Origin of the sequence: Haliscomenobacter sp. (assembly GCF_033763495.1) — a bacterium.
GTDB lineage: Bacteria > Bacteroidota > Bacteroidia > Chitinophagales > Saprospiraceae > Haliscomenobacter.
In genome coordinates, this window is sequence record NZ_JANRKL010000148.1 from 64,611 (window position 1) to 84,945 (window position 20,335).

General features: G+C 47.0%; 18 protein-coding genes and 1 pseudogene. 10 read left to right on the forward strand and 9 right to left on the reverse strand.

The window, feature by feature from the left end; genetic code table 11:
• Positions 1-71: 71 nt before the first annotated feature.
• The 5 genes from SFV55_RS15195 to SFV55_RS15215 all read left to right on the forward strand — a co-directional run bounded on the left by SFV55_RS15195 (position 72) and on the right by SFV55_RS15215 (position 4,708).
• Positions 72-1,034 (forward strand): VOC family protein, encoded by a 963-nt coding sequence (locus tag SFV55_RS15195; RefSeq protein WP_320030372.1) that lies wholly within the window; start codon positions 72-74, stop codon positions 1,032-1,034.
• A 130-nt stretch (positions 1,035-1,164) separates the two neighbouring features.
• On the forward strand, positions 1,165-1,884 hold the full coding sequence (locus SFV55_RS15200) for a PIG-L deacetylase family protein (RefSeq protein WP_320030373.1): 720 nt from the start codon (positions 1,165-1,167) through the stop codon (positions 1,882-1,884).
• A 1-nt stretch (position 1,885) separates the two neighbouring features.
• Positions 1,886-2,503, forward strand: a complete 618-nt coding sequence (locus SFV55_RS15205) for a 4-carboxy-4-hydroxy-2-oxoadipate aldolase/oxaloacetate decarboxylase (protein WP_320030374.1) — start codon at positions 1,886-1,888, stop codon at positions 2,501-2,503.
• A complete protein-coding gene (locus tag SFV55_RS15210) occupies positions 2,475-3,272 on the forward strand; it encodes an NAD(P)-binding domain-containing protein (protein WP_320030375.1) in 798 nt (265 codons plus the stop codon). The genes SFV55_RS15205 and SFV55_RS15210 overlap by 29 nt, the downstream gene beginning before the upstream one ends.
• Before the next feature lie 356 nt (positions 3,273-3,628).
• A complete protein-coding gene (locus SFV55_RS15215) occupies positions 3,629-4,708 on the forward strand; it encodes a 4-oxalomesaconate tautomerase (RefSeq protein ID WP_320030376.1) in 1,080 nt (359 codons plus the stop codon).
• Between the two features lie 5 nt (positions 4,709-4,713).
• Here SFV55_RS15215 and SFV55_RS15220 read toward each other — a convergent pair whose 3' ends face one another.
• The 4 genes from SFV55_RS15220 to SFV55_RS15235 form a co-directional block, all read right to left on the reverse strand.
• On the reverse strand, positions 4,714-6,174 hold the full coding sequence (locus SFV55_RS15220) for a hypothetical protein (protein ID WP_320030377.1): 1,461 nt from the start codon (positions 6,172-6,174) through the stop codon (positions 4,714-4,716).
• 121 nt (positions 6,175-6,295) lie between these two features.
• Entirely contained in the window at positions 6,296-7,903 is a 1,608-nt protein-coding gene (locus SFV55_RS15225; protein WP_320030378.1) for a gliding motility-associated C-terminal domain-containing protein, read from the reverse strand.
• A gap of 121 nt (positions 7,904-8,024) precedes the next feature.
• On the reverse strand, positions 8,025-8,603 hold the full coding sequence (locus tag SFV55_RS15230) for a DinB family protein (RefSeq protein WP_320030379.1): 579 nt from the start codon (positions 8,601-8,603) through the stop codon (positions 8,025-8,027).
• A 66-nt stretch (positions 8,604-8,669) separates the two neighbouring features.
• Positions 8,670-9,251, reverse strand: coding sequence for a Crp/Fnr family transcriptional regulator (locus tag SFV55_RS15235; RefSeq protein WP_320030380.1), 582 nt, complete (start codon positions 9,249-9,251; stop codon positions 8,670-8,672).
• Positions 9,252-9,435: 184 nt separating this feature from the next.
• Here SFV55_RS15235 and SFV55_RS15240 point away from each other — a divergent pair, with 184 nt between their 5' ends.
• The 4 genes from SFV55_RS15240 to SFV55_RS15255 are packed head-to-tail and all read left to right on the forward strand — an operon-like array spanning position 9,436 to position 14,164.
• On the forward strand, positions 9,436-11,016 hold the full coding sequence (locus SFV55_RS15240) for a serine hydrolase (protein ID WP_320030381.1): 1,581 nt from the start codon (positions 9,436-9,438) through the stop codon (positions 11,014-11,016).
• Positions 11,017-11,068: 52 nt separating this feature from the next.
• Positions 11,069-11,593: a gluconate 2-dehydrogenase subunit 3 family protein gene (locus SFV55_RS15245; protein ID WP_320030382.1), complete on the forward strand. Its 525-nt coding sequence runs from the start codon at positions 11,069-11,071 to the stop codon at positions 11,591-11,593.
• A gap of 16 nt (positions 11,594-11,609) precedes the next feature.
• Entirely contained in the window at positions 11,610-13,310 is a 1,701-nt protein-coding gene (locus SFV55_RS15250; protein ID WP_320030383.1) for a GMC family oxidoreductase, read from the forward strand.
• Between the two features lie 11 nt (positions 13,311-13,321).
• Positions 13,322-14,164: a sugar phosphate isomerase/epimerase gene (locus tag SFV55_RS15255; protein ID WP_320030384.1), complete on the forward strand. Its 843-nt coding sequence runs from the start codon at positions 13,322-13,324 to the stop codon at positions 14,162-14,164.
• Positions 14,165-14,281: 117 nt separating this feature from the next.
• Here the strand turns inward: SFV55_RS15255 and SFV55_RS15260 are convergent, their stop codons facing one another.
• The 3 genes from SFV55_RS15260 to SFV55_RS15270 form a co-directional block, all read right to left on the reverse strand.
• Positions 14,282-15,115 carry an exo-alpha-sialidase gene (locus tag SFV55_RS15260; protein WP_320030385.1) on the reverse strand — a complete coding sequence of 278 codons (834 nt, stop codon included), beginning with the start codon at positions 15,113-15,115 and terminating at the stop codon, positions 14,282-14,284.
• 162 nt (positions 15,116-15,277) lie between these two features.
• On the reverse strand, positions 15,278-15,958 hold the full coding sequence (locus tag SFV55_RS15265; RefSeq protein WP_320030386.1) for a hypothetical protein: 681 nt from the start codon (positions 15,956-15,958) through the stop codon (positions 15,278-15,280).
• 78 nt (positions 15,959-16,036) lie between these two features.
• Positions 16,037-16,936: an Rpn family recombination-promoting nuclease/putative transposase gene (locus SFV55_RS15270; RefSeq protein ID WP_320030387.1), complete on the reverse strand. Its 900-nt coding sequence runs from the start codon at positions 16,934-16,936 to the stop codon at positions 16,037-16,039.
• Between the two features lie 483 nt (positions 16,937-17,419).
• On the opposite strand from SFV55_RS15270, the pseudogene SFV55_RS15275 reads away from it, so the two are divergent.
• Positions 17,420-17,692, forward strand: a pseudogene (locus SFV55_RS15275) (DUF2442 domain-containing protein).
• 53 nt (positions 17,693-17,745) lie between these two features.
• Here the strand turns inward: SFV55_RS15275 and SFV55_RS15280 are convergent.
• Both SFV55_RS15280 and SFV55_RS15285 read right to left on the reverse strand, forming a co-directional pair.
• On the reverse strand, positions 17,746-18,435 hold the full coding sequence (locus SFV55_RS15280) for a hypothetical protein (protein ID WP_320030388.1): 690 nt from the start codon (positions 18,433-18,435) through the stop codon (positions 17,746-17,748).
• A 6-nt stretch (positions 18,436-18,441) separates the two neighbouring features.
• The gene (locus tag SFV55_RS15285; protein WP_320030389.1) at positions 18,442-19,767 is read right to left on the reverse strand and encodes an AIPR family protein; all 1,326 of its coding nucleotides are present in this window, start codon (positions 19,765-19,767) and stop codon (positions 18,442-18,444) included.
• Positions 19,768-20,335 lie beyond the last annotated feature (568 nt).

The window sequence follows — 20,335 nt, forward strand, 5'->3', positions numbered from 1 at the left end:
GTTTTCGTCAATTTTGCGCAAAGCGCCCGAAATTTAACCCTTACTTACATCAGCAGCATTTACACCAACTTATGAAAACCATCATTCGCGACCTGGCCCATTTGGCACACGTGGAAATGTACACGCCCAAACTGGATCAAAGTGCCCGTTTTTTTACCGACATCATGGGCATGTACGTCAGCGAGGCCAGTGGAGACTCGATCTACTTGCGGGCTTACGACGACTACGAGCACCACACCCTCAAACTCACAGCTCGTCATCAGGCAGGCATTGGCCATTTTGCCTGGCGCACCCAAAGCCAGGAGGCCCTGGAGCGAAGGGTAGCAGCCCTGGCCAAAACCGGAGCGGGCATCGGCTGGCATGAAAGCGTTGGGCATGGACCTGCCTACCAGTTTCGGTACCCCAGTGGACATGTGGCTGAGTTGTATTTTGAAAGCCAGAAGTACAAAGCGGAAGGCGATATGCAGTCGGCCTTAAAAAATACCGCCAGCAAATTCCCGGCCAAGGGTATCAACGTACGCCGTATCGACCACCTGAATTTATTGGCACCGGATATCCGGGCATTTCGCGATTTTCAGTTGGACACGCTGGGCGGAGTCCTCACCGAAACCATCATTGATAATCTGGAAGATCAAAACCCACTGGCAGTTTGGTTTCAGGTGAACTCAAAATCCTACGATCTGGCCGTTACAGGCGATCACCTGGGTCTGGACAATCGCCTTCACCATGTCACTTACGCCGTCAACAGCCGAGAAGAAGTATTGATCGCCGCCGACATTTGCCTGGAAAATGGCATTTTTATCGAAACTGGCCCGCACAAACATGCCATCCAGCAAACCTTTTTCCTATACGTGTACGAACCCGGCGGCAACCGTGTCGAAGTTGCCAATACCACCGCTCGCCTGGTGCTCGATCCCGATTTTGAAACAGTCAAATGGACCTTGGAGGAGCGGAAAAAGGGGCAGGCCTGGGGATTGGCTACGGTGGCGAGCTTTCATACGAGAGGAACACCAATGCCTGATATTGAAAGTTGAGGGAGGTTGAGATAGTTGAGGAAGGTTGAGGCTGCCGCAGCGACTTAGACGCGACCTTGTCAAAGTCGCTGCTGTAGCCTAAACCTTTCTCAACTATCTCAACCTTCTCAACCAACCTAAACAATCACCTATGAAAAAGAAACTACTAGTCGTCGGTGCCCACTCCGCCGATTTTGTATGGCGCGCTGCTGGCACCATTGCCAAAGCCATCGAAGAAGGTGCCGAAACCCTGGTGCTCGCCTTATCCTACGGTGAACGCGGGGAATCCGGCGAACTCTGGAAAGAAGATCCCCAGCGCAGCGAAGAGAGTGTCAAAATCATCCGCCACGAACAAGCCCAACGCGCTGCAGACGCCATCGGAACCCCCATACAATTTTGGGATTGGGGCGATTATCCCATGCTCTTGTCGGAGGAAAGAATTGCCCAATTGACCGCACTGGTGGGCGATTTTGAACCAACAGTTATCCTGACCCATTCGGAAAAAGACCCATTTAACCCCGACCATCCCCTGGCTTTTCAGGCTGTTCAACGTGCTCGTTTGCTTTCCTCCGGGGCCGGAGTGCCCAGCGCTTTCAAAAACATCGATCCTCCAGCCTGGTACAGTTTTGAACCCCATCAGCCGGAATTGTGCGGTTTTGTGCCCGATACCTTTATCGACATTACTTCGGTGATGGACAAAAAACTGGCCGCCATGGCCTGTATGGGTGCTCAAACCTATCTGCGCGACTATTACGCAGAGCTGGCCGCCCGCCGGGCCAACCACGCCCGCCGGATTTCCGGCAAAAAACAAATTCAATTTGCCGAGGCACACCAAAGTATGGTACCTCGGATCGTTTCAAGCATTTTTTGATATGGATGCCATTCAACAACTCCGCCAATTTTCGGCAGCTACCCTGCATGAAGCCCTGGGGCGAACCGGGAATTTGCCTTCAGCGATTAAGCCGATTCATCCAGGCATGAAGGTCTGCGGCCCCGCTTATACCGTACAAACCATGCCTCGCGACAATGTCCTTTTGCACCGTGCTTACGCCTATGCCTCGCCCGGTTCGGTGCTGGTTGTCAATTGTTCCGGCTTTTACGAAGCGGGGTATTGGGGCGATTTAATGAGTTTAGGCGCTAAAACCAAAGGCATTGCCGGGCTGGTCATCGATGGCTGTGTACGCGATGCTGATGACATTGAAGCCATGGGTTTTCCGGTGTTCAGTCGAGGGCTCTGCATTCGTGGGACAAGCAACTACGGTGAAGGTACCCTCAACGAACCCGTCCTCATCGGTGAATGCCTGATCCATCCCGGTGACATCATCGTGGGAGACCGCGATGGGGTAGTGGTGGTACCCCAAAAGCGGATCGAAGAAGCCATCGAAAAAGCCACTGCCCGGGAGGCTCGGGAGGAAGCGGTAAGGGCTCAATTGCGTCAAGGAAAAACGTCAATTCAAATTTATGGCTGGGATGAAAAATTCGGATACTGAAATTTGTATTGCCATTTTAGGGCTTGGAGAAGCGGGCAGCCATTTTGCGCGGGATTTGGCCGAATTGGGCATCAAAGTGCAAGGCTGGGATCCCAATCCTCAACGGCTTCTGCCAGCTGATTTTGTTTTGGCGGCAAGCAACGCTGAGGCAGTTAAGGGGGCAGATTTCATTTTTAGCGTCAATCTTTCGACCGTATCGGAGGAAGTTGCGAGAGAGATCTTGCCTGTGCTGCAACCCTGGCAAGTGTTTTTGGAAATGAATACTTCGGCGCCGGGCAAAAAACAAGCCATTGCTGAAATCCTGCAAAGCTCCGGCGCGCAATTTGTAGACCTGGCCATCATGGCTCCGGTGCCTCCCTCGGGTATTCGCACCCCAATGCTGGCTGCCGGGCTGGGAGCGGCTTTGTTTCAGGAGAAAATGGCGATCTACCCCTTGCAAATCGAAGTATTGCCCGATGCCGCCATTGGTACAGCCGCCGAACTAAAACTCCTGCGTTCGATTGTGTACAAGGGCATTGCTGGGGTGATTTACGAAGCGGTAGAGGTGGGCCGAGCCTTTGGGCAGGAGGCTTACATCCGTGAGCAGATTCGCTCCATTATTGGAGGTAAAGATGAATTGATTGACCGTTTTGTGAGCGGAACTTACACCCATGCTGCCCGCCGCAGGGAAGAAATGGCCGCGGTGGTGGAGATGCTGGAAGCAAAGGGACTGGAGGCTAGGATGTCAAAAGCGGCAAGGGGTCAGTTGGGAGACTTGGTTGAACGATAGGGTTGAAGAGACTTCATGAGGTACTAACTCACAGTACACATTTTTTTACCGCAGAGTTTCACAGAGTACACGCAGAGTTTCGCAGAGTTTTTAAGTTTTAAGGAGTTTGCCACCTGCGGTGGCTAGAGGTTGTGCTCCAGGAAAATCATGCTTAAGATCAAGTCATGATAATGTTGTCACTTAATAAAATGTAAGCACCCAAACTTCAGCAAAGGTGACCTCCGTGGCCTCTCCGCACCGCAGGTGCCCCTAAAAAAACTCCGCGAAACTCTGTGTGTACTCTGTGAAACTCTGCGGTAAAAAAGTGCGTAATTTAAGTTACCAAATAAGATAAGTTAAAAAACAAGCAATTCGCTATGCAAAAATCCATCCCCTATATGCAATTGCGCGGTGGCACCTCCAAAGGCCTGTTCTTTTTGAGCAAAGACCTGCCCGAGGATGTAGAAGCCATCAAACGTACTGTTTTGCTGGCTATGGAAGGTACCACCGAGGGCGACCCTCGCCAAATTGACGGCCTCGGTGGAGCCCATTCCCTGACTAGTAAGGCCGCAGTTGTAGGCCCATCAAAGCACCCTGATGCCGATGTGGATTACCTTTTTTTGCAGGTAGTGGTAGGTAAAGGGCAAGTTTCGACTGGACAAACCTGTGGGAACATCCTGGCAGGAGTGGCACCTTTTGCGATTGAAACAGGCCTGGTCAAAGCAAGTGACCCACTAACCCGAGTGCGGGTAAACATGCTGAATACCGGGGGGATTTGTGAGGTTTTGGTGGAAACACCTGCGGGGCAGGTAAATTACTCGGGCACTGCCCGGATCGACGGGGTCCCGGGCACCGCTGCGCCGGTCATCTGCAATTACCTGGATGTGGCAGGGAGCACTTGTGGGGCTTTGTTGCCAACGGGCAATGCATTGGATGAGGTGGGTGGCTTTAGGCTGACTTGTATCGATAACGGCATGCCAGTGGTGCTGCTGCGTGCTGCCGATTTTGGACTCAGTGGGTATGAGTCGGTGGAAGATTTGAGCAACAATTTGGAATTGAAAGCGCATATTGAACAAATTCGGATTCAGGTTGGTCCCCTCATGAATCTGGGCGAGGTGGCGCAAAAAACGGTGCCCAAAATGTGCCTGATTGCTCCGCCAAAACACGGCGGTGTGTTGCACACCCGCATGTTTATTCCCCAGGTCGTGCATGATGCGATTGGGGTATTGGCAGCGATTTCAGTGGCGACAGCGGTGGTGGTCCCGGGGAGTATTGCGGAAGGGGTCGCTCAGTTGCTGAATCCAGATGTCAGCCTTTTTTCCATTGAACATCCTTCGGGGGAGTGCAAGGTGCAGTTGAATTATGAGCTGCTGGATGGAAAAATAGTGGTAAAAAAGGCAGGGGTGTTGCGGACAGCGAGGTTGTTGAGTAGGGGGGAGTTGTTTGTTGAGGTGTAGATAAATTAATGCTTTTTATGACCCAACAATAACTCAATCTCCGCTTTCACCTCCATATCTTGAGTCGAATGATTGTTTAAAGCTTTTGACTCTTCAGCGGTGAGCGGACTAAATCTTCCGCGATAGTCATTGTAGAATCCCTGGTAGGTCAATTGATACAATAGGTTTGCTTTTTTAAGGTAAAGGTCCAGGTGTTTGGGCTGGGCTAAAATTTGCTGCCAATTTTTTAGATAAAATTCATTCAAGATTCTTCTGGTCGATTTGCCCAGTTGCCAACGACTTTCATAAACCAATGCCCAATATTCGAGTGCAGTAATTTCTTCCAGCTTAAGGCTTTGAATGAGTTCGCTCTCTAATTTCACTCTTTCATTAATTGGTAATTCAGTGCGCAGTAAGGTAATTTTTTTTTGTAAAAGCGCAGACCCTTCATAATCAATGCCATGATCGCGGCAATAAGCGGTCAATTCCGCTGTTTTTGTGATGAAGGCACAAGGGAAAATAGGGATGAAATCATTTTTTACCATACTAAAATCAAAGTATTCACTTGCTGCGGATATTACCTTTTGGGGCGGACAAGAACTTAGTTGAATGAAAGCATCCATGGCTAAAGAATCGTTCTCATTGCTCAGCAATTGAAACAGGTATTCTTCTTTTTCCAGCGGCCTGACGGAAAGCTGTGGATTGATGAACCTAAGTTCTTGTTCATTCCAGGCGAATTGCTGGTGATGTTTTACAAAGAAAACCAATAAATTGAACCGGGGCTCGTCATAAAAAAACTCATTTACCTGCCATACGAATTTCCCTTGGTTATCTTTTACACCAATCTCCAGGTCGGTCAAAAATTGGAGCAAGTCAATGTACATTTCTGGATAGGAATAATTGTCACTCTTCCTGCGGTGTTTGAACAATTGAACCGCAATTAAGTGCAAAGCTTCTGGGGACTTTTGAACGATCATTGAATCGATCCTGGCTGCTTTGACCCAACCCAAATTCAGTAATTCTCCAGCCTGACCTTGTAGCTCTTTTTTCTTCAAGGGCGAAAGCTCCCGGATTTCATAATGGACCATTCGATTTTCCAGGGGGGTAAGAATAAACGATGTGGCAATTTTTGAGAAAAAGATTTTTTGGCGATTCTCGAATAGAAAATCAAAAAATTGCTTTCCACTTGTCGAATCATTGATCATAATTTCTGAATCCAGAAATTGGCAATTTTCTCTAACGATTCTTTTGGCTTTTGTTGCTTCTTTGGTTGTCCATTCCTTGAAATCTACGTATTCAACAAAATCCTTTTTACTGTCAAAATAGAGTGCGATTTCAAATAAAGCATCTTTATCGCCTTCCATAATTCTTTCTTCTAATTCATAAAGCGGATGGTCAAAAGCTTGGCCGAACAGCCCCCCACTCGAATTAGTAGCACAGAAGAAAAGCATCAATAAGAACAGGTGATTTGAAGCTGTACGACACATGATTCAGAATGTTGATCGATTTGTTTAGAATCAATAACATAATGCGCCACTAGGTTTTTGGTTACTATGGGTAGCTGCAAATTTTAAATAGCCTTTTGGAGTACAAAAAAGTGATGGTGCCTCACCGCACCAACGTCACCCCCCCATACCGCACATGCTCCCGCCCATCCGCCAAAATGAGCGTAGCCACATAGGTATACAAACCCTGAGGTGCCGGTTCCGAGCGGGCAGTACCATCCCAAAAGGCTGCTTCTTCTCCGGGTTGAACGTCCTTTGCCGACCAGACCAAACCACCCCAACGGTCGTAAATATAAAAGGACGCAATGCGTTGGAGCTCTTCCCCACCATAAAAACCAAAGCGGTCGTTTTTGCCGTCGTCGTTGGGGCTAAAACCAGTAGGGAAGAAAATTTTATAAAAATCCAGGTTAAGCAGCACTGTGCTGTCACAACCAATGGTCGACTTGAGGGTGGAAAGGAATTGTCCCGGAGAACCGTAAAGCCGACTACCTACCTTGAATTGTTCCCCTTCTAAAATCCGCGCTTGAACGGTATCTATCAAATCATCTTCAATGCTCAAACTCAGCCGTACAATGCTGTCACAATTGTGGATGGTTTTGACCGTATCGATGTATTCTCCTGCGCTGCGGAGTTGCCTTTGGTTAAAATTATAGCTTGTACCCGGGCAGATTTTCCGAGCAATAAAATTGGTAGAACGGGGAAACAAATGCACATAGGGCACCGTAACTCGGCAGCCATCATCGTCGCTGATGCGCACCTGGTAACGCCCTTCGCCTGTTTTGACTTGTAGGTTTGCTTTGGTTTCGCCGACCAGGGCTATACCTTCCTTGTACCATTGATAATTGGAACCATCGATTTTGGGAACCTCCAGAAAAAACTGATCATTTGTACAGGGAAAACCTTTGGCGCTGATGGCATATTCAAAATTGCGCCGCTCATCCAGGACTAAATTGTCAAAAAAATAATAAGGATTGGTAGCCGGGGCAGAAACTTCACAATCCGGCCCAATGGCTATGGCGTGAATGTTTTGCTGGGGAGTGACGTTGATTTCATATTGGATCCATTGATTAGCCCCCTGAATGAATACTCGCCCCAGTTCTACCCAACCCGGCCCGTTGAGCGGACAACCATGAGCTGTATTGCCTTTGCCAAAGGGTAGGGAAGCACAATCGGTTGCACCATAAAAAACGATATTGGTCGGTGGTGATTCTCTCGCTACCGTAAAGCCTACCCAAAATTTGAACTTATAAGCCGTTTTTGCTTTTAAAGGCCCCAACAGGCAGGCACCTGTGTATTCCTTCCAGTTTGGATCGTCCATTTGTTGGTTGAAGCGGCCATTGCGGAACCCTACTGCTGCGTTGCCATCAGGAAATGGAAGTGGGGCTGGTAGATTGTCCCAACCCATCCAGCCACAGGTGTGCAAATAATCGGTGGTGGCTTCGGAGGCCTGAATCCAGGTTTCAGCGCAGTTGAGCTGACTACGGGTTTGGGGGCAACAGCTGAATTCTTCAAAAGAAGGGTTTGGGATCAGCGATTTGGGTTGGATGATTGCGCAGGTACAGTCGGGGTCATTGAGGTCGATCAACCCGTCGCCGTCATCGTCCCGTCCGTTCTCACAGATTTCTCCCCCGGATTGGGCCAAACACAAGCCGGGAAGCTGCATTATCCCCAGGCAAAGCAACAGCACGACACAATTGGATAATTTTCTCATGGCAATCGCTGGTTTCAATCGGATGATTTAGAGAAGGTTCTGCCTTTTTTTAAATCACCCACATTAAGGTACAACAAAACCAGCAAAAGCGTTGCCTGCTTAAAGAACAGGCAACGGTAAATTACTTCTCTACCGCCATTACCGGATTCGAAACCGCCTCCAAAGCCCGTTCCGCCTGCAATACATGCCGCCGATGGTGCGCTGTATAAAATCCAAAAGTATCGCCCAATTTTAATCGAATCCATTGCGCAATAGAAATAGGAATTCGCACCTGATTCAAGTTCACCGTCCGAGCCGCTTCGATCAGCTTCAACATCCGCTCCTGTTGGTCGATGAATTGGGCCAGGGTTTCTGCAGGGTTCAAGAAAGTGGGCGGAATGGCGTTAGCCGGTGATTTCATTTTGGTTTTGGAATCCGGTTGCATCAGCTTGGTAAAATAAGCCCCCAGCCAGCTACTCCGAAACTCCGTTGCAGGTGTACTGCCTGCCTGTTGCGCCTCCTGAATGGCTTTTTCGATGGCAGGCAAATAATAATTCCCATAAGCGTTCAAGTGTGCCAGGCATTGTGCTGCACTCCAACGGCCTGGAGCTGGCTCCACATTCAGTTTTTGCGGCGGCATATTTTGCCATTCGTGTACGGCTTTGTCCAGTATGGCTTCGGTTTGCTGGTAAAGGGTGTCCAAAAGTGTTTTGGCTTGCATAGGTATTTTTTTCTGCAAACCTACGGGGCCGCAGCTTCAAAAAACTTGGTAAAAACCAAGATTTCATTAGATCTTGATTTGACCCAACAATTTGCTGAAATTGGTGGGATCCATACCCAGGTAATTGGCGATGTATTTGTGCGGGACGAGCTGCAAGAGGTGCGGGCTCCGGGTCATTAGGGTGCGAAAGCGTTGTTCAGCGGTAAAAGATTGTAATTCGATTTGGCGCACCAATACCCCTTCCAGGGTTTGGCTCAGGGCCAGTCGAATCAAGCGTTCTAAAAGTGGATGTTTGAGCAAAACGGCATCAAAATCCCGAAAATTGGCGCGCAGAAATTTACTCGGGGTGAGGGTTTCAAACCAATACCGAGAAGGTTTTTGCAACAAAAAAGAATCGGCCACTCCCGAAAAAGAAGGTGCATAGGTAAACACCAGCGTTGCCTCGCGCCCGTCACTTCCGATGGCATACGCCCGCTGCACCCCATCCTGCACCAGATAGAGGTATTTTTCCACTTCCCCTTCGGCGGTGAGTACCGTTTTGCGCTTGGCGCTGAACTCCTGAAAAATGGCCGCAAGGTCTTCCAGCACTTCCCCGGGAAGCATTGGCCAAATAGACAGTAAATAATCGCGTGCATTGGTATTCAACATGTCGACGAAGGTAATTTATCTTCTCTAAATTAGTACAGATTTGGAAATGCGGCTGCAGCTTATTGGTTTTTCCAGAAATAAAAACATAAATTTGGCTGAACTATAAACAGGCGAAATTTATGCTTTTTACCTTAAAAAGCGCCATAGAAACCCCCTGTTTGCATAAACTATAAACACAAAACTAATGGGTTCAACGCGCCGGGCATTTGTCGCTCAAATCGGACTAAGCAGCCTGTATTTTGGTTTGGGCGCTGGTTTTTCCAAAGATTTTTTGCTCAAAACCAATAGCAGCCTCCCTCGCAGTACTCCGGCAGCCCAAGGGGTTGATGCTGCTCGGATCATCAATTTTATCGAGGCAATCAACCAAAGTAAACACGAGTTTCACAGTTTTATGCTTTTGCGCCACGGACAAGTGATTGCCGAAGCTTGGTGGGCACCTTATGCCCCCGAGTTGCGGCATACCATGTACTCGATGAGCAAAAGTTTTGCCTCTACGGCAGTAGGTTTTGCGGTGATGGAAGGCAAACTCAAGGTCACAGATCAGGTAATCAAGTTTTTCCCAGAGTCCCTACCTGCAAACATCAGTCCGGAATTGCAACAGTTGACCATCAAAGACCTGTTGACCATGTCGGTTGGCCACGAAGTTGACACCTCGCAGGCCATGCGTAAAGAAGAAGATTGGGTCAGAGCCTTCCTGGCCTTCCCCTTCAAATACAAGCCTGGCACCCAGTTTTTGTACAATAGCGGTGCAACCTATATGTGTAGTGCCATCGTGCAAAAAGTGACGGGCCAAAAAATCGTTGATTACCTCAAACCTCGTCTGTTTGATCCACTCCAGATTGAAGGAATGGATTGGGAAACCTGTCCGAAAGGCATCAATGTGGGCGGTTGGGGATTGAGGGTCAAAACCGAAGACCTGGCTAAATTCGGACAACTGTTTTTGCAAAAAGGACTATGGAACGGCAAACAGCTCGTGTCGAAGGAATGGGTCGAAGAGGCGACCAGTTTCAAAATACAACAACCTGCCCCAGAAAAACCTACCCGCCCCAATGCTGAGAACGATTGGCTGCAAGGCTACTGCTACCAGTTTTGGCGCTGCCGCAATAACGCCTACCGGGGCGATGGCGCCAATGGTCAATACACCATTGTGATGCCCGAACAGGACGCTGTGCTGGTGATCACCAGTGAAAGCCCGAACATGCAGGGGCAACTGGATCTCGTTTGGGAGCATATCCTGCCCGCTTTTGATGCCCGCAATTCCGATGCAAGTGCAATAACAAACCTGAAGAGCAAAACCGCAGGACTGGCTTTGCCTCTGGAAAAAAGCGAGATCCCGGCACCTTGGTCTAAACGCAGTTTTCAATTGGAGCCCAATGAAATGGGTTTGAAAAGCATTAAACTGGCTTTTTCCAAAGGTAAATGTACCCTCGATTGGCAAGGTGAAAAGGAAAACTACAGCATGAGTGCTGGACTCGGTGCCTGGAAATTTGGAGAAACCACTTTTCCTGGAAATGCATTGACTGTAAAACCCACTTCTCGTGCCAGTGGCATTCGGTTGAAAAAAACCGCCATTAACGGGTATTGGAAAGACGAGAATACCTTTGTGCTTGTCCTGCGCTACATCGAAAGTCCACACCACGATTTATTGACCTTCAACTTTACGGGAGACCAGCTCGAACTGAGCTTCAAAAATAGCCTTACCCGCGTGAATGCGAATAACAAGGATGTACGGCCCATCCTTAAAGGTCGGGCGGGGTCTATTTGATTTTTTTGGTAGGCAACTCAAGATCACAACAACTTTACAATACTACTACTACATGCAACGACGCAAATCCATCAAAAATATGGCACTGCTGGCTGGAGGGCTGGTGGCGCTACCGCACTGGGCCAAGGCCTGGTCGCTGGAATCTTTGCCGCCAATGGCCCTGCCACCCCTGCCTATGCTGGAGGGCAATACCCTGGCACTCATCATCGAAGCCATCATTCCGGAATCGGAAACCAAGGGGGCCAAATCCCTAGGGGTACCTGCTTTCATCAATACCATGCTGGCCGATTGTTATGAAAAGAAGGTGGTAGACAACGTAGAAAAGAGCCTGGCTCGGGTGGAAGGTATCGCACAAGCCAAATTCCAGCAGGGATTTGCGGCGCTTCCACTTGCTCAAAAGCAGGCTCTACTACTGGAGCTTGAAAAAGGGGAGGACAAGGATCTAAAAGATTTTTACAGCCTCATCAAAAACCTCACCATCCAGGGCTACACTACTTCGGAGTATGTGCAGACGACTTTTTTGAAGTACGAAATGGTGCCAGGGCATTATTATGGGTGTGTTCCGGTAAAAAGCTAGTTAAATTTCAACAAAAATGGCCAATCTCAATATAAACGCCCGCAAAAAAAACACCTACGACGCGATTGTCATCGGTTCGGGCATCAGTGGTGGCTGGGCCGCCAAAGAATTGTGTGACGGTGGACTCAAAACCCTTGTACTCGAACGGGGGCGGGATGTCAAACACATCGAAGATTACCCTACTGCCAACAAACACCCCTGGGAATTTGAACACCGGGGGCAAGTGCCCTTGGCGGTTCGTGAAGCCTATGGCCGCAGCTTTTTGCGGGAAGAAACCCTGCATTGGGCCATCAAAGCCGATGAGCAACCCTTTGTACAGGAAAAACCTTTCACCTGGACGCGAGGCTATCACGTCGGTGGCAAATCCCTGTTGTGGGCCCGCCAAACCCAGCGTTGGAGTGACTTTGATTTTGAAGGCCCGGCCCGGGATGGTTATGCCATCGACTGGCCGATTCGCTACGCGGACATTGCGCCCTGGTACAGCCACGTCGAAAAATTTGCGGGCATTTCAGGCAATAAGGATGGCTTGCCACACCTGCCCGATGGCGAGTTTTTGCCCCCCATTGAATTGAATTGTGTGGAGCAGCATTTGCAAGGGGTGCTGGCTAAAAATTATACCGATCGGCAATTGATCCAGGGGCGTTGTGCCCACATTACCAGTCCACAACCCATTCATTTGCAGCAAGGGCGGGGCAAGTGCCAACACCGCAACCTGTGCAATCGGGGTTGTCCTTTTGGCGGCTATTTCAGTGCCAATGCTTCCACTTTGCCCTGGGCTGCTAAAACCGGGAAAATGACTTTGCGGCCCCACTCGGTGGTGCATTCCATCATTTACGACGAGAAAAAAGGCAAGGCCAGTGGTGTGCGCATCGTCGACGCCAATACCAAAGAAATGATCGAGTACTACGCCAAAGTGATTTTTGTAAACGCTGGCGCGGTGAATAGCAACATGATCATGCTCAACTCCATTTCGGATCGATTCCCAAACGGCCTGGGCAATGACAGCGGGGTATTGGGTAAATATTTCACTTGCCACAATTATCGGGGTAAGGCCAATGCCTCAGTGGAAGGCTTTTTGGACAAAACCACCTCGGGTAAAAACCCTAGCAATGGTTACATCCCACGCTTCCGCAATGTCTTGAAGCAAGACACCGATTTCCTGCGTGGCTACTCCATCGGGATTGGCGCAGGGCGAGGCACGGTGACCAACCGGGACGGGATTGGCGAAGATTTGAAAAACCAGCTCATCCATCCCCAGCTTGGCAATTGGGGCGTCAGTGCCTGGATGCAGGGTGAGTGTGTACCTATCGAGTCAAATCACCTGCGCCTGCATACCGAACTCAAGGACAAGTATGGCATCCCACAACTGATTACCTCCGTGGCCTGGACTGAAAACGACGACAAGATGGTCAAAGACTTTCAGGAACAGGTGGAGGAAATGTTCAGCAAAGCGGGTTTCAAAAACATCAACGCGAATGACACCAAGTCAAACCCAGGTTCCGACATCCACGAAATGGGCGGCGTGAGAATGGGTGCTGATCCCAAAACTTCCATTCTGAACAAATGGAATCAGGTGCACTCTTGCAAAAACGTCTTTGTAACCGATGGGGCTTGTATGACTTCTACGGGCACACAAAACCCGTCTTTGACCTATATGGCCATCACGGCACGGGCGGCGAATTACGCGGTGAGTGAATTAAAAAAACGCAACTTATAAATAAATCGATCATGCAAAAATACCTTTTTCTACTGCTCTGCATCTTGTGCCTCGGCGAGATCCAGGCCCAAAAATCCATCTACGGCTTTCCATTAGGGGTACAAACCTACACCTTCCGCCGCAGCTTCCCGCTCCATGCCATGAAGGCGCTGGACACCATTAAAATGTTTGGTTTTACCGAAATCGAGGGCGGTGCTCCACGCGGCATGAGTCCTGAGGATTTCCGCAAAGCCTGTGATGACCGGGGCATTAAAATCCCTTCTACTGGAGCGGGTTACGAACAATTGGTAAAAGACCCGATGGAAGTGGTCAAAACCGCTAAAATCCTCGGCGCTTCCTACGTGATGTGCGCCTGGATACCGCACAAAGGCAATGACTTTACCATCGTGGAGGCCAAAAAAGCGGTTGAAGACTTCAACAAAGCGGGCAAGGTGCTGAAAGAAAATGGCATCACGCTTTGCTACCACGACCACGGCTACGAATTCCGCCCCTACGAGGATGGGACGCTGATGGACTACATCATCAAAAACACCAATCCAGAATACGTCTCCTTTGAAATGGACGTACTGTGGACCATCCATGGTGGTGGCGACCCGGTTTCACTGTTGAAAAAATACAAGGGTCGCTGGAAAATGTTGCACCTGAAAGACCTGCGCAAAGGGGTGGTTGGTGACAACACTGGACATACACCCGCTGAAAATGACGTGGTGTTGGGGACTGGGCAGGCCGATTTCCCGGCTATCCTGAAAGCGGCGAAAAAAGGTGGCGTGAAACATTGTTTCATCGAGGATGAAAGCAATTATGAAATGATCAATGTGCCGAAGAGTGTGGCGTATTTGAAGGCGCTGAAGTAAAAAATCACTATACTCCTGGACATTTTACTCGGAGGACTTGAATTGCCACGCGCTAAAGCACGTGGCAATTCATACCCTTCGTTTCTGAAATACAAAAATGTCGAGTAGTATTATTTTTCAACATCCTCCATCTCTGGGGATGGCATAAATCACATTGCCCGAAACAGATAAATTGAAGACCTTATTGCCCATAGAAGGCAGCAACAGCGTCCAGGTTTTCCCCTTGTCTGATGATTTAAAAATGCCATTAGGATGCCCACAAAAGAAGTCATCACCAACCTGCACAATGGAGGCAATGGACAGGCTTGCCGGAAGTCCCGCATCAATAGCCTGCCAGGTTTTACCTCCGTCGTAGGATGTGCGCACTCTTCTGGTCTCCGATGTTGTATTGAAAGTGATGGCCGCGAATCCACCTTTGATGTTTTCGACAGCGATGCCCACACCGCCCTCACTAATCACAGCATCCCAGTTTTCTCCACCATCGGTTGATCGGATTATCCCCACCTGGCTGGTTGCCATCAGTACCCCGTTTGACTCTACGATTTTCATTGCCCAGCCGCCGTTATGGACTTGCTTCCAGGTTTTTCCATTGTTGGTGGATCTAAAAAGGCCATTGTCGCAGCCGATAAAAACGCGGCCTCCGGTAGTTTGTAAAACGGTGCGTACGTCTTTCTGGGGAAAACTGGGGTAGATGGGCAACTTATTATTGGCAAAGAAACCCTCGCCCTGCGCATTTCCGGTTAGCCCTTCGCTGATGTCCTGCCAGGTTTGTCCGCCATCGCTGGATTTTAAAACGGTGTTTGCAATTTCCGCCCTGGTGCTATCTGAATTTTGCTGACTAAAGTTTACAATTTCTGTCCTAGAGCTATCTGATTGTAGTTGACTAAATGCCACATCACAGACAAAAAGGAATTGGAAAAGCAGCAAAAAAGCAAGGTTATGGATTTTCATGGCCATCATTGGTTTGGTGAAACAATGGGGTAAAGGTATGGGGGGAGAATTGCCTTGTAGCGTTTTAGTTGTAAAAGCTTGTAAAGGATATGTAAAAGGTTGGGGAAGTGGCGGAAACTTGGTCAATTGCCCTGCGGATATACCCTTTCAAGTATTCGAAGGCTAAAAAGAGTACCCCACAACCAACAAGAACATCGTATTCCTGGTGGGGAGTTTTCCCAGCCCTTGCCCGATGTCGTCAAAGATGGCGTACTCCTCCATTTTTCTAAGCCCGTACTGGTAACCCGCCTTGGCGTAAATGGGGCCAATATCCCCCCGAAGGTATCCCGAAATACCAAAGTCATACCCCTGCTGGAAGTTGACATCTTCCCGCCAGGGGATGACATCGCCTACTTTTATTTTTTGGGTACCCAAGCTGAAATGGAAGTAGGGCATGGCCTCTACGGCGAGGCCTTTCGACACATTGTACCCTATGCCTCCGGCAAAAGCTAGCTGGTTGAACTGATAATCCAAATGATCCGCCCGGATGAGAATGTATTGCCCCTGATCATTAAAGGTACTCACGGTACCGCCCGTGCTGACCGAAAAGCGCTTGTTGTAAAAATCTAACTGGAACGGGCTGTAGAACCGGGTAGAATAACGGTAGCTCGATGATAGGCCCAGCGCATAGGAGAGCCTGAATTGGGTTTCCGGGGGCTCCCAGGGGCTGTCCTTAGGTTTATCGGCCCAAAGCATTTTGGTGTACGTCGCGCCCCCGTGGGCACCCCACTGCCACGATTGGGCATGGGATGGGAGGGAACAGAGCCAAACAAGGAAGGTAAATAGTGTGATTGATGGTTTCATGGGTGGAAGTTTTTTGGGATAACCTTTTTATCAACAACTTAGTCAAGCGGTTAGTAGCCATGCATAGTTTGACGAAGATTATTTATGCTTCCGCAGTTTTTTTACTTCTGCAATGTCTAACCCAGTCGCTTGTGCAATTTGCTCGTCCGGGAAGTTCATATTTACCAGATTTAATGCAATTCCTTTCTTTTCATCGTCTCGAAACTCCTCTTCAACTTTTCTAGCCGCATTTGCTGCCGCCTCCTCTGCTTCTATTTTTATGGTCTCTGCATAACTTGCTTCATCATGAAGGCTTTCTAAAAACTTATTGTATCTTTTGAGTTCATCATTGGGCAAATTCATCACATTCAATTTCTCGCGAACTTCACTCATGCCCTTTGCCCGAAACTCGTCCAAGACCTCGCTGTTCTTGAAAAAGTAAATCCACTCATCCAACCTGTCATTCACGATGTCGTTGAACTTGGTTGTGCGGATGAGGTAATATTCTGGATAGGCTTGGTGAATGGTCGGCTTGCCGAGTAATTTTTTCTGCGCTGTGGTGAGTTGAAGTACGGTGTCAGTGTGCAAGCCCTTGAACTTGGTTTGCCCGACATAAACGTAATCTTCCCCCTTGCCCAAGTCGAAGTACACGATGCTCACGGCAATTACCTTTTTTATCTCCCCGTATTTTGCTCCAACAGGTAGGTATTCCGTAATGGCTTTTGAGGTTGCAAAAAGCATCCGCATGAGGTAGTCCAACTCCCTCGTGTTCTGGATTTCGATGATGATGTGCTCGCCTTTTGAGTTTTCAGCGAATAAGTCGACCCGATTAAATTTTTCATCTTCGTCCTCTTGGTTGCTCTCACTCTCCAAAAGACCTTCGATTTTAATGTCTTCGCCCAAAAGCTCAGAGAGAAAGCCTTCGAGAATGCCGAAGTTCTTTTTGTCTCGCAGCATTTTTTTCGCTGCCCAATCGAATCGGATGTGCTTTTTGGCCATCAGCAATTACTTTTCAACAAAGATAAGATGTTTTAGGGATGAAAAGTGAAAATTTTTTGTGTTGTGATTTGGAGTTTAGTGAACGGATAGCTTACTTCCGTGACGACGTTTGGGAGCGAGCATTGCTTTTATCCCTAAGTACCCTTATTTTGCAAAACAAAACAGCGCAGTTTAGAAACATTGCCTGGTAAGCCTGAATGCTTAATTAACCTGAGTTTTGAATTAATGGAATTGAAAATCAATTCGATTAATTCCAGACGAGGTGTTTTGCTGCCTGGAGGGCAGCTACTTGGTAGATACAAGGTAATCGGTATATTGTTGCGGCTGCCCGGCGGGCAGCTATCTTTGAAAAAATCTTGTAAATAGCTGCCCGCCGGGCAGCCTGGAACCTTAAACATTCCATTATTTCTACCCGGATAACTGCCCTCCTGGCAGTTTTAATTCAAAACTCACGTGAACTAAACCCGCTCCATATTCCAACGTATGAGTTCTTTAGCTGAATACAAAACGATCAAAGCAACCCAAGTGCGCATTGCCGCAGAGCGCTTTTATGTCCTGCTGGAAGATGGCCGAGAATTGGGCATTCCTTATGATTGGTACTGGCGACTTGCCGAAGCTACACCGGAGCAATTGAACAACTGACGCGTGATTGCCGGAGGGCAGGGGATTTCCTGGGAAGATTTGGATGAGGATTTGTCGGTCCTGGGGCTGCTGGAGGGGCGGAAGAGTGTGGAGAGGGAGATTGTTTCGGAGTGAGGCTATTTGTTTGATTCGATTCGGTTTGGCAATAATAATATTTTTGCTATGTTTCATTCCTTTAATTTCATCGTCTTACTATCAACTCTGTCCTCGTCTATACCAACAATATTTCCTTTTTTGTCAAATAAAATTCCATCTTTTTGCCTGAACTTTTTGCCTTGCTCAATAAGCTTGTTTGTTGCAGTATAAATCTCCTTTTCGCTACAATTTAGCTTTAGTGCTATTTCTTTATGAGTTCCTGGTTTCCAAGGTTGTTTTGGTAGCAACATTTCAACTTGATCAATGAACTCTTGGCTGACCTCAGTCGATTTTTGAGGTCTGTTTCTTCCTGGATTTATAGAATTACCAAAAGGTGTAGATAGTGTGTTAACTAATCTTTCGTAACCCTTCATATTATATGATTTGCTCATAGTCTTACATAACGATAAAAATACTCCTCCTTTTATTTTTGACCTACTGAACTGAACAGGTAACTCATTCTTCAATAAAGCCCAAGATTTTTCAAATTCAACATTGGTGATTGTCGATAAATTAAATTTTATTAAATCTGGAACACTAAAATTAAAGTCCCCCATCAAGCGACTTACTGTCAAAAAACTTATTAACTGTCTTCTGTTTTTTAAAAAATGCTCGCTAGAGCTATTGGCACTAGGGCGTTTAGTTTCCAAAAATTGGTCAGTCTGCTTAAGAATCGCAGCTATCTTATGCCATACTTGCAAATCAGTTTTAGTTGAAAACACCTTGTTTTAGGAATCTTCATTACGCATAAATCTTGCTTTAAGATTTGTCGCTTGTTCAGGCGATTTTAAGATTAGGTTTACAAATCCTGAGGCGAGATATAATGGTGTTAATATTTTGTCAGGTGTTATTCCTTGATTTTTGTAATAATTCGTTCTTCTCTCGTAGAAGAAGTCATTTAGTTTTAAAGCATCTTCAATATCCCTTTGAATTTTATCGGTTGCGTGCAAAGCCGAGAGCTCCACTGTTGTTTGATTATTAGTCGCTCTAATAATTTCATCTCGATTTGCAGTGTTATTTGACACGATTACTTTAACCAGAACAGAACGGTTATTCGAGTCCTTCGCACCTAATCCGAAATACCTGAATATTGATTCAGATGTTTGCAAACCATTTACTATTTGAATATCTTGAATCTGTATAGATTTCCCAACAATGACTGCATTTGTTGCTAATATTGTTACTCCATTATTGAGCCACCAAAAATCTGGTGAGTTCTCATTCTCAAGGGTGTTTCTAATATCTTCATTAACCCTGTTTAACCCCATAAAATCTCTAACGTTGGAATCAAATAAATATCTTCTTAGTTTATTTTGGTCAGAAATAAAGTGGTAGTAGTCTTTGAGCTTAGCCAATAGTATGTATGTTTCTCCGCTTGATAAGTAATCGGAAAAAGGCAGCTCTAGTGTGAAATTGGGTTTCTTTCGAAATAAATCAATTAGTTCTGTAGAACCATAAAAGAAAAAATTTGTTACGCAGTTTCCGAAACAATCAATAGCTAATTTTTCTAACTGATTTGCTCTGGAAATTATTGACTCTCCTAGTTCCTCTGTGTTGCCTCTTGAAGCGTAATAAAAGTTGAGTTTAAAGCTTGTAAGCTTTGATGAAGCCTTTCTATAAGCAAGTTTAAAATTGTTTCTTTGTAGTAGGAGTTCCTCTGAATAGTCACCTTGTAAATGTTCGTTTTCTATTCCAAAGTCAAAAAGCTCAGAAATACTTGCAACTAGATTATCTAAAGGTGCTTGTTTAAATGTGTCGTGATGTTTGCAAGTAATAATCCAAAGTTCTAGAACTGAGCCAGACTTTGGCCACACAAATTTTTCTGTTCCAGTCAGTAAATGTCCATTGACGAAGATGAAGAAGCCGTCTATTCCTCCATCGTTTCTCCCGTCCACGCTACCAAATAAAATTTCATCTTTTGATAAGTCATAGTCTTTAAGTAATTGTTCAAATACGAAATACTCAAATACTTCGTCTCTCTTGTCAGAGGGTATCTTGAGTTCCACTTTTTCATCAATTATACCGTCTATTAGAATTTTGTCATTTTTAGCCATTCTCTTGAATTATTTGAAGTAGCTTGAATTTAGATACCAACAAGTCTATATTGTAAACAACGACTCGATAAATAATCCACATCACAACCTTTACTAGGTTCATTTAAGGTTAAGCTCGCATCGTTTTATCCGAATACACTTGCAACACTCCCCCAAATATAATCCATTTCCCTCAAGTATACAACCCAATAACAAAATAATTTCACACGCCTCAACAGCATCCCAGAAGTAGCCAATCATCCCCCGCAGCTCCACTCACCCAAATTTTGATCCACAACGCAGAATATTCGTCATCCCGAATTTTTGAGATGACAAACCGCGGATGCGGTTGAATTTAGAATAGCCCCGGTCGTCCGGGGTCATTTTGAAAGCAAGAGGTTTCGCAACCGCGGATGCGGTTGAACTTTTTGCTCAATTGAGTTCAACCACTGCCGTGGTTGCCGCCAATTTGACCCAACTATTCACCCCGGACGACCGGGGTTATTCTAAATTCAATCGCTCCGCGATTAGGTTTATACCTGATTTTGACTTTTCAAAAATTCAGGATGAGGCATATGCAACACCAGCA

Excerpts from the sequence above, each read along its gene's own strand:
- SFV55_RS15195 (WP_320030372.1), top strand. The coding sequence starts at position 72 with ATGAAAACCATCATTCGCGACCTGGCCCATTTGGCACACGTGGAAATG.
- SFV55_RS15265 (WP_320030386.1), bottom strand. The coding sequence starts at position 15,958 with ATGAAACCATCAATCACACTATTTACCTTCCTTGTTTGGCTCTGTTCC.
- SFV55_RS15260 (WP_320030385.1), bottom strand. The coding sequence starts at position 15,115 with ATGAAAATCCATAACCTTGCTTTTTTGCTGCTTTTCCAATTCCTTTTT.
- SFV55_RS15240 (WP_320030381.1), top strand. The coding sequence starts at position 9,436 with ATGGGTTCAACGCGCCGGGCATTTGTCGCTCAAATCGGACTAAGCAGC.
- SFV55_RS15250 (WP_320030383.1), top strand. The coding sequence starts at position 11,610 with ATGGCCAATCTCAATATAAACGCCCGCAAAAAAAACACCTACGACGCG.
- SFV55_RS15220 (WP_320030377.1), bottom strand. The coding sequence starts at position 6,174 with ATGTGTCGTACAGCTTCAAATCACCTGTTCTTATTGATGCTTTTCTTC.
- SFV55_RS15255 (WP_320030384.1), top strand. The coding sequence starts at position 13,322 with ATGCAAAAATACCTTTTTCTACTGCTCTGCATCTTGTGCCTCGGCGAG.
- SFV55_RS15200 (WP_320030373.1), top strand. The coding sequence starts at position 1,165 with ATGAAAAAGAAACTACTAGTCGTCGGTGCCCACTCCGCCGATTTTGTA.
- SFV55_RS15210 (WP_320030375.1), top strand. The coding sequence starts at position 2,475 with ATGGCTGGGATGAAAAATTCGGATACTGAAATTTGTATTGCCATTTTA.
- SFV55_RS15245 (WP_320030382.1), top strand. The coding sequence starts at position 11,069 with ATGCAACGACGCAAATCCATCAAAAATATGGCACTGCTGGCTGGAGGG.
- SFV55_RS15225 (WP_320030378.1), bottom strand. The coding sequence starts at position 7,903 with ATGAGAAAATTATCCAATTGTGTCGTGCTGTTGCTTTGCCTGGGGATA.
- SFV55_RS15235 (WP_320030380.1), bottom strand. The coding sequence starts at position 9,251 with ATGTTGAATACCAATGCACGCGATTATTTACTGTCTATTTGGCCAATG.
- SFV55_RS15215 (WP_320030376.1), top strand. The coding sequence starts at position 3,629 with ATGCAAAAATCCATCCCCTATATGCAATTGCGCGGTGGCACCTCCAAA.
- SFV55_RS15205 (WP_320030374.1), top strand. The coding sequence starts at position 1,886 with ATGGATGCCATTCAACAACTCCGCCAATTTTCGGCAGCTACCCTGCAT.
- SFV55_RS15270 (WP_320030387.1), bottom strand. The coding sequence starts at position 16,936 with ATGGCCAAAAAGCACATCCGATTCGATTGGGCAGCGAAAAAAATGCTG.
- SFV55_RS15285 (WP_320030389.1), bottom strand. The coding sequence starts at position 19,767 with ATGGCTAAAAATGACAAAATTCTAATAGACGGTATAATTGATGAAAAA.
- SFV55_RS15230 (WP_320030379.1), bottom strand. The coding sequence starts at position 8,603 with ATGCAAGCCAAAACACTTTTGGACACCCTTTACCAGCAAACCGAAGCC.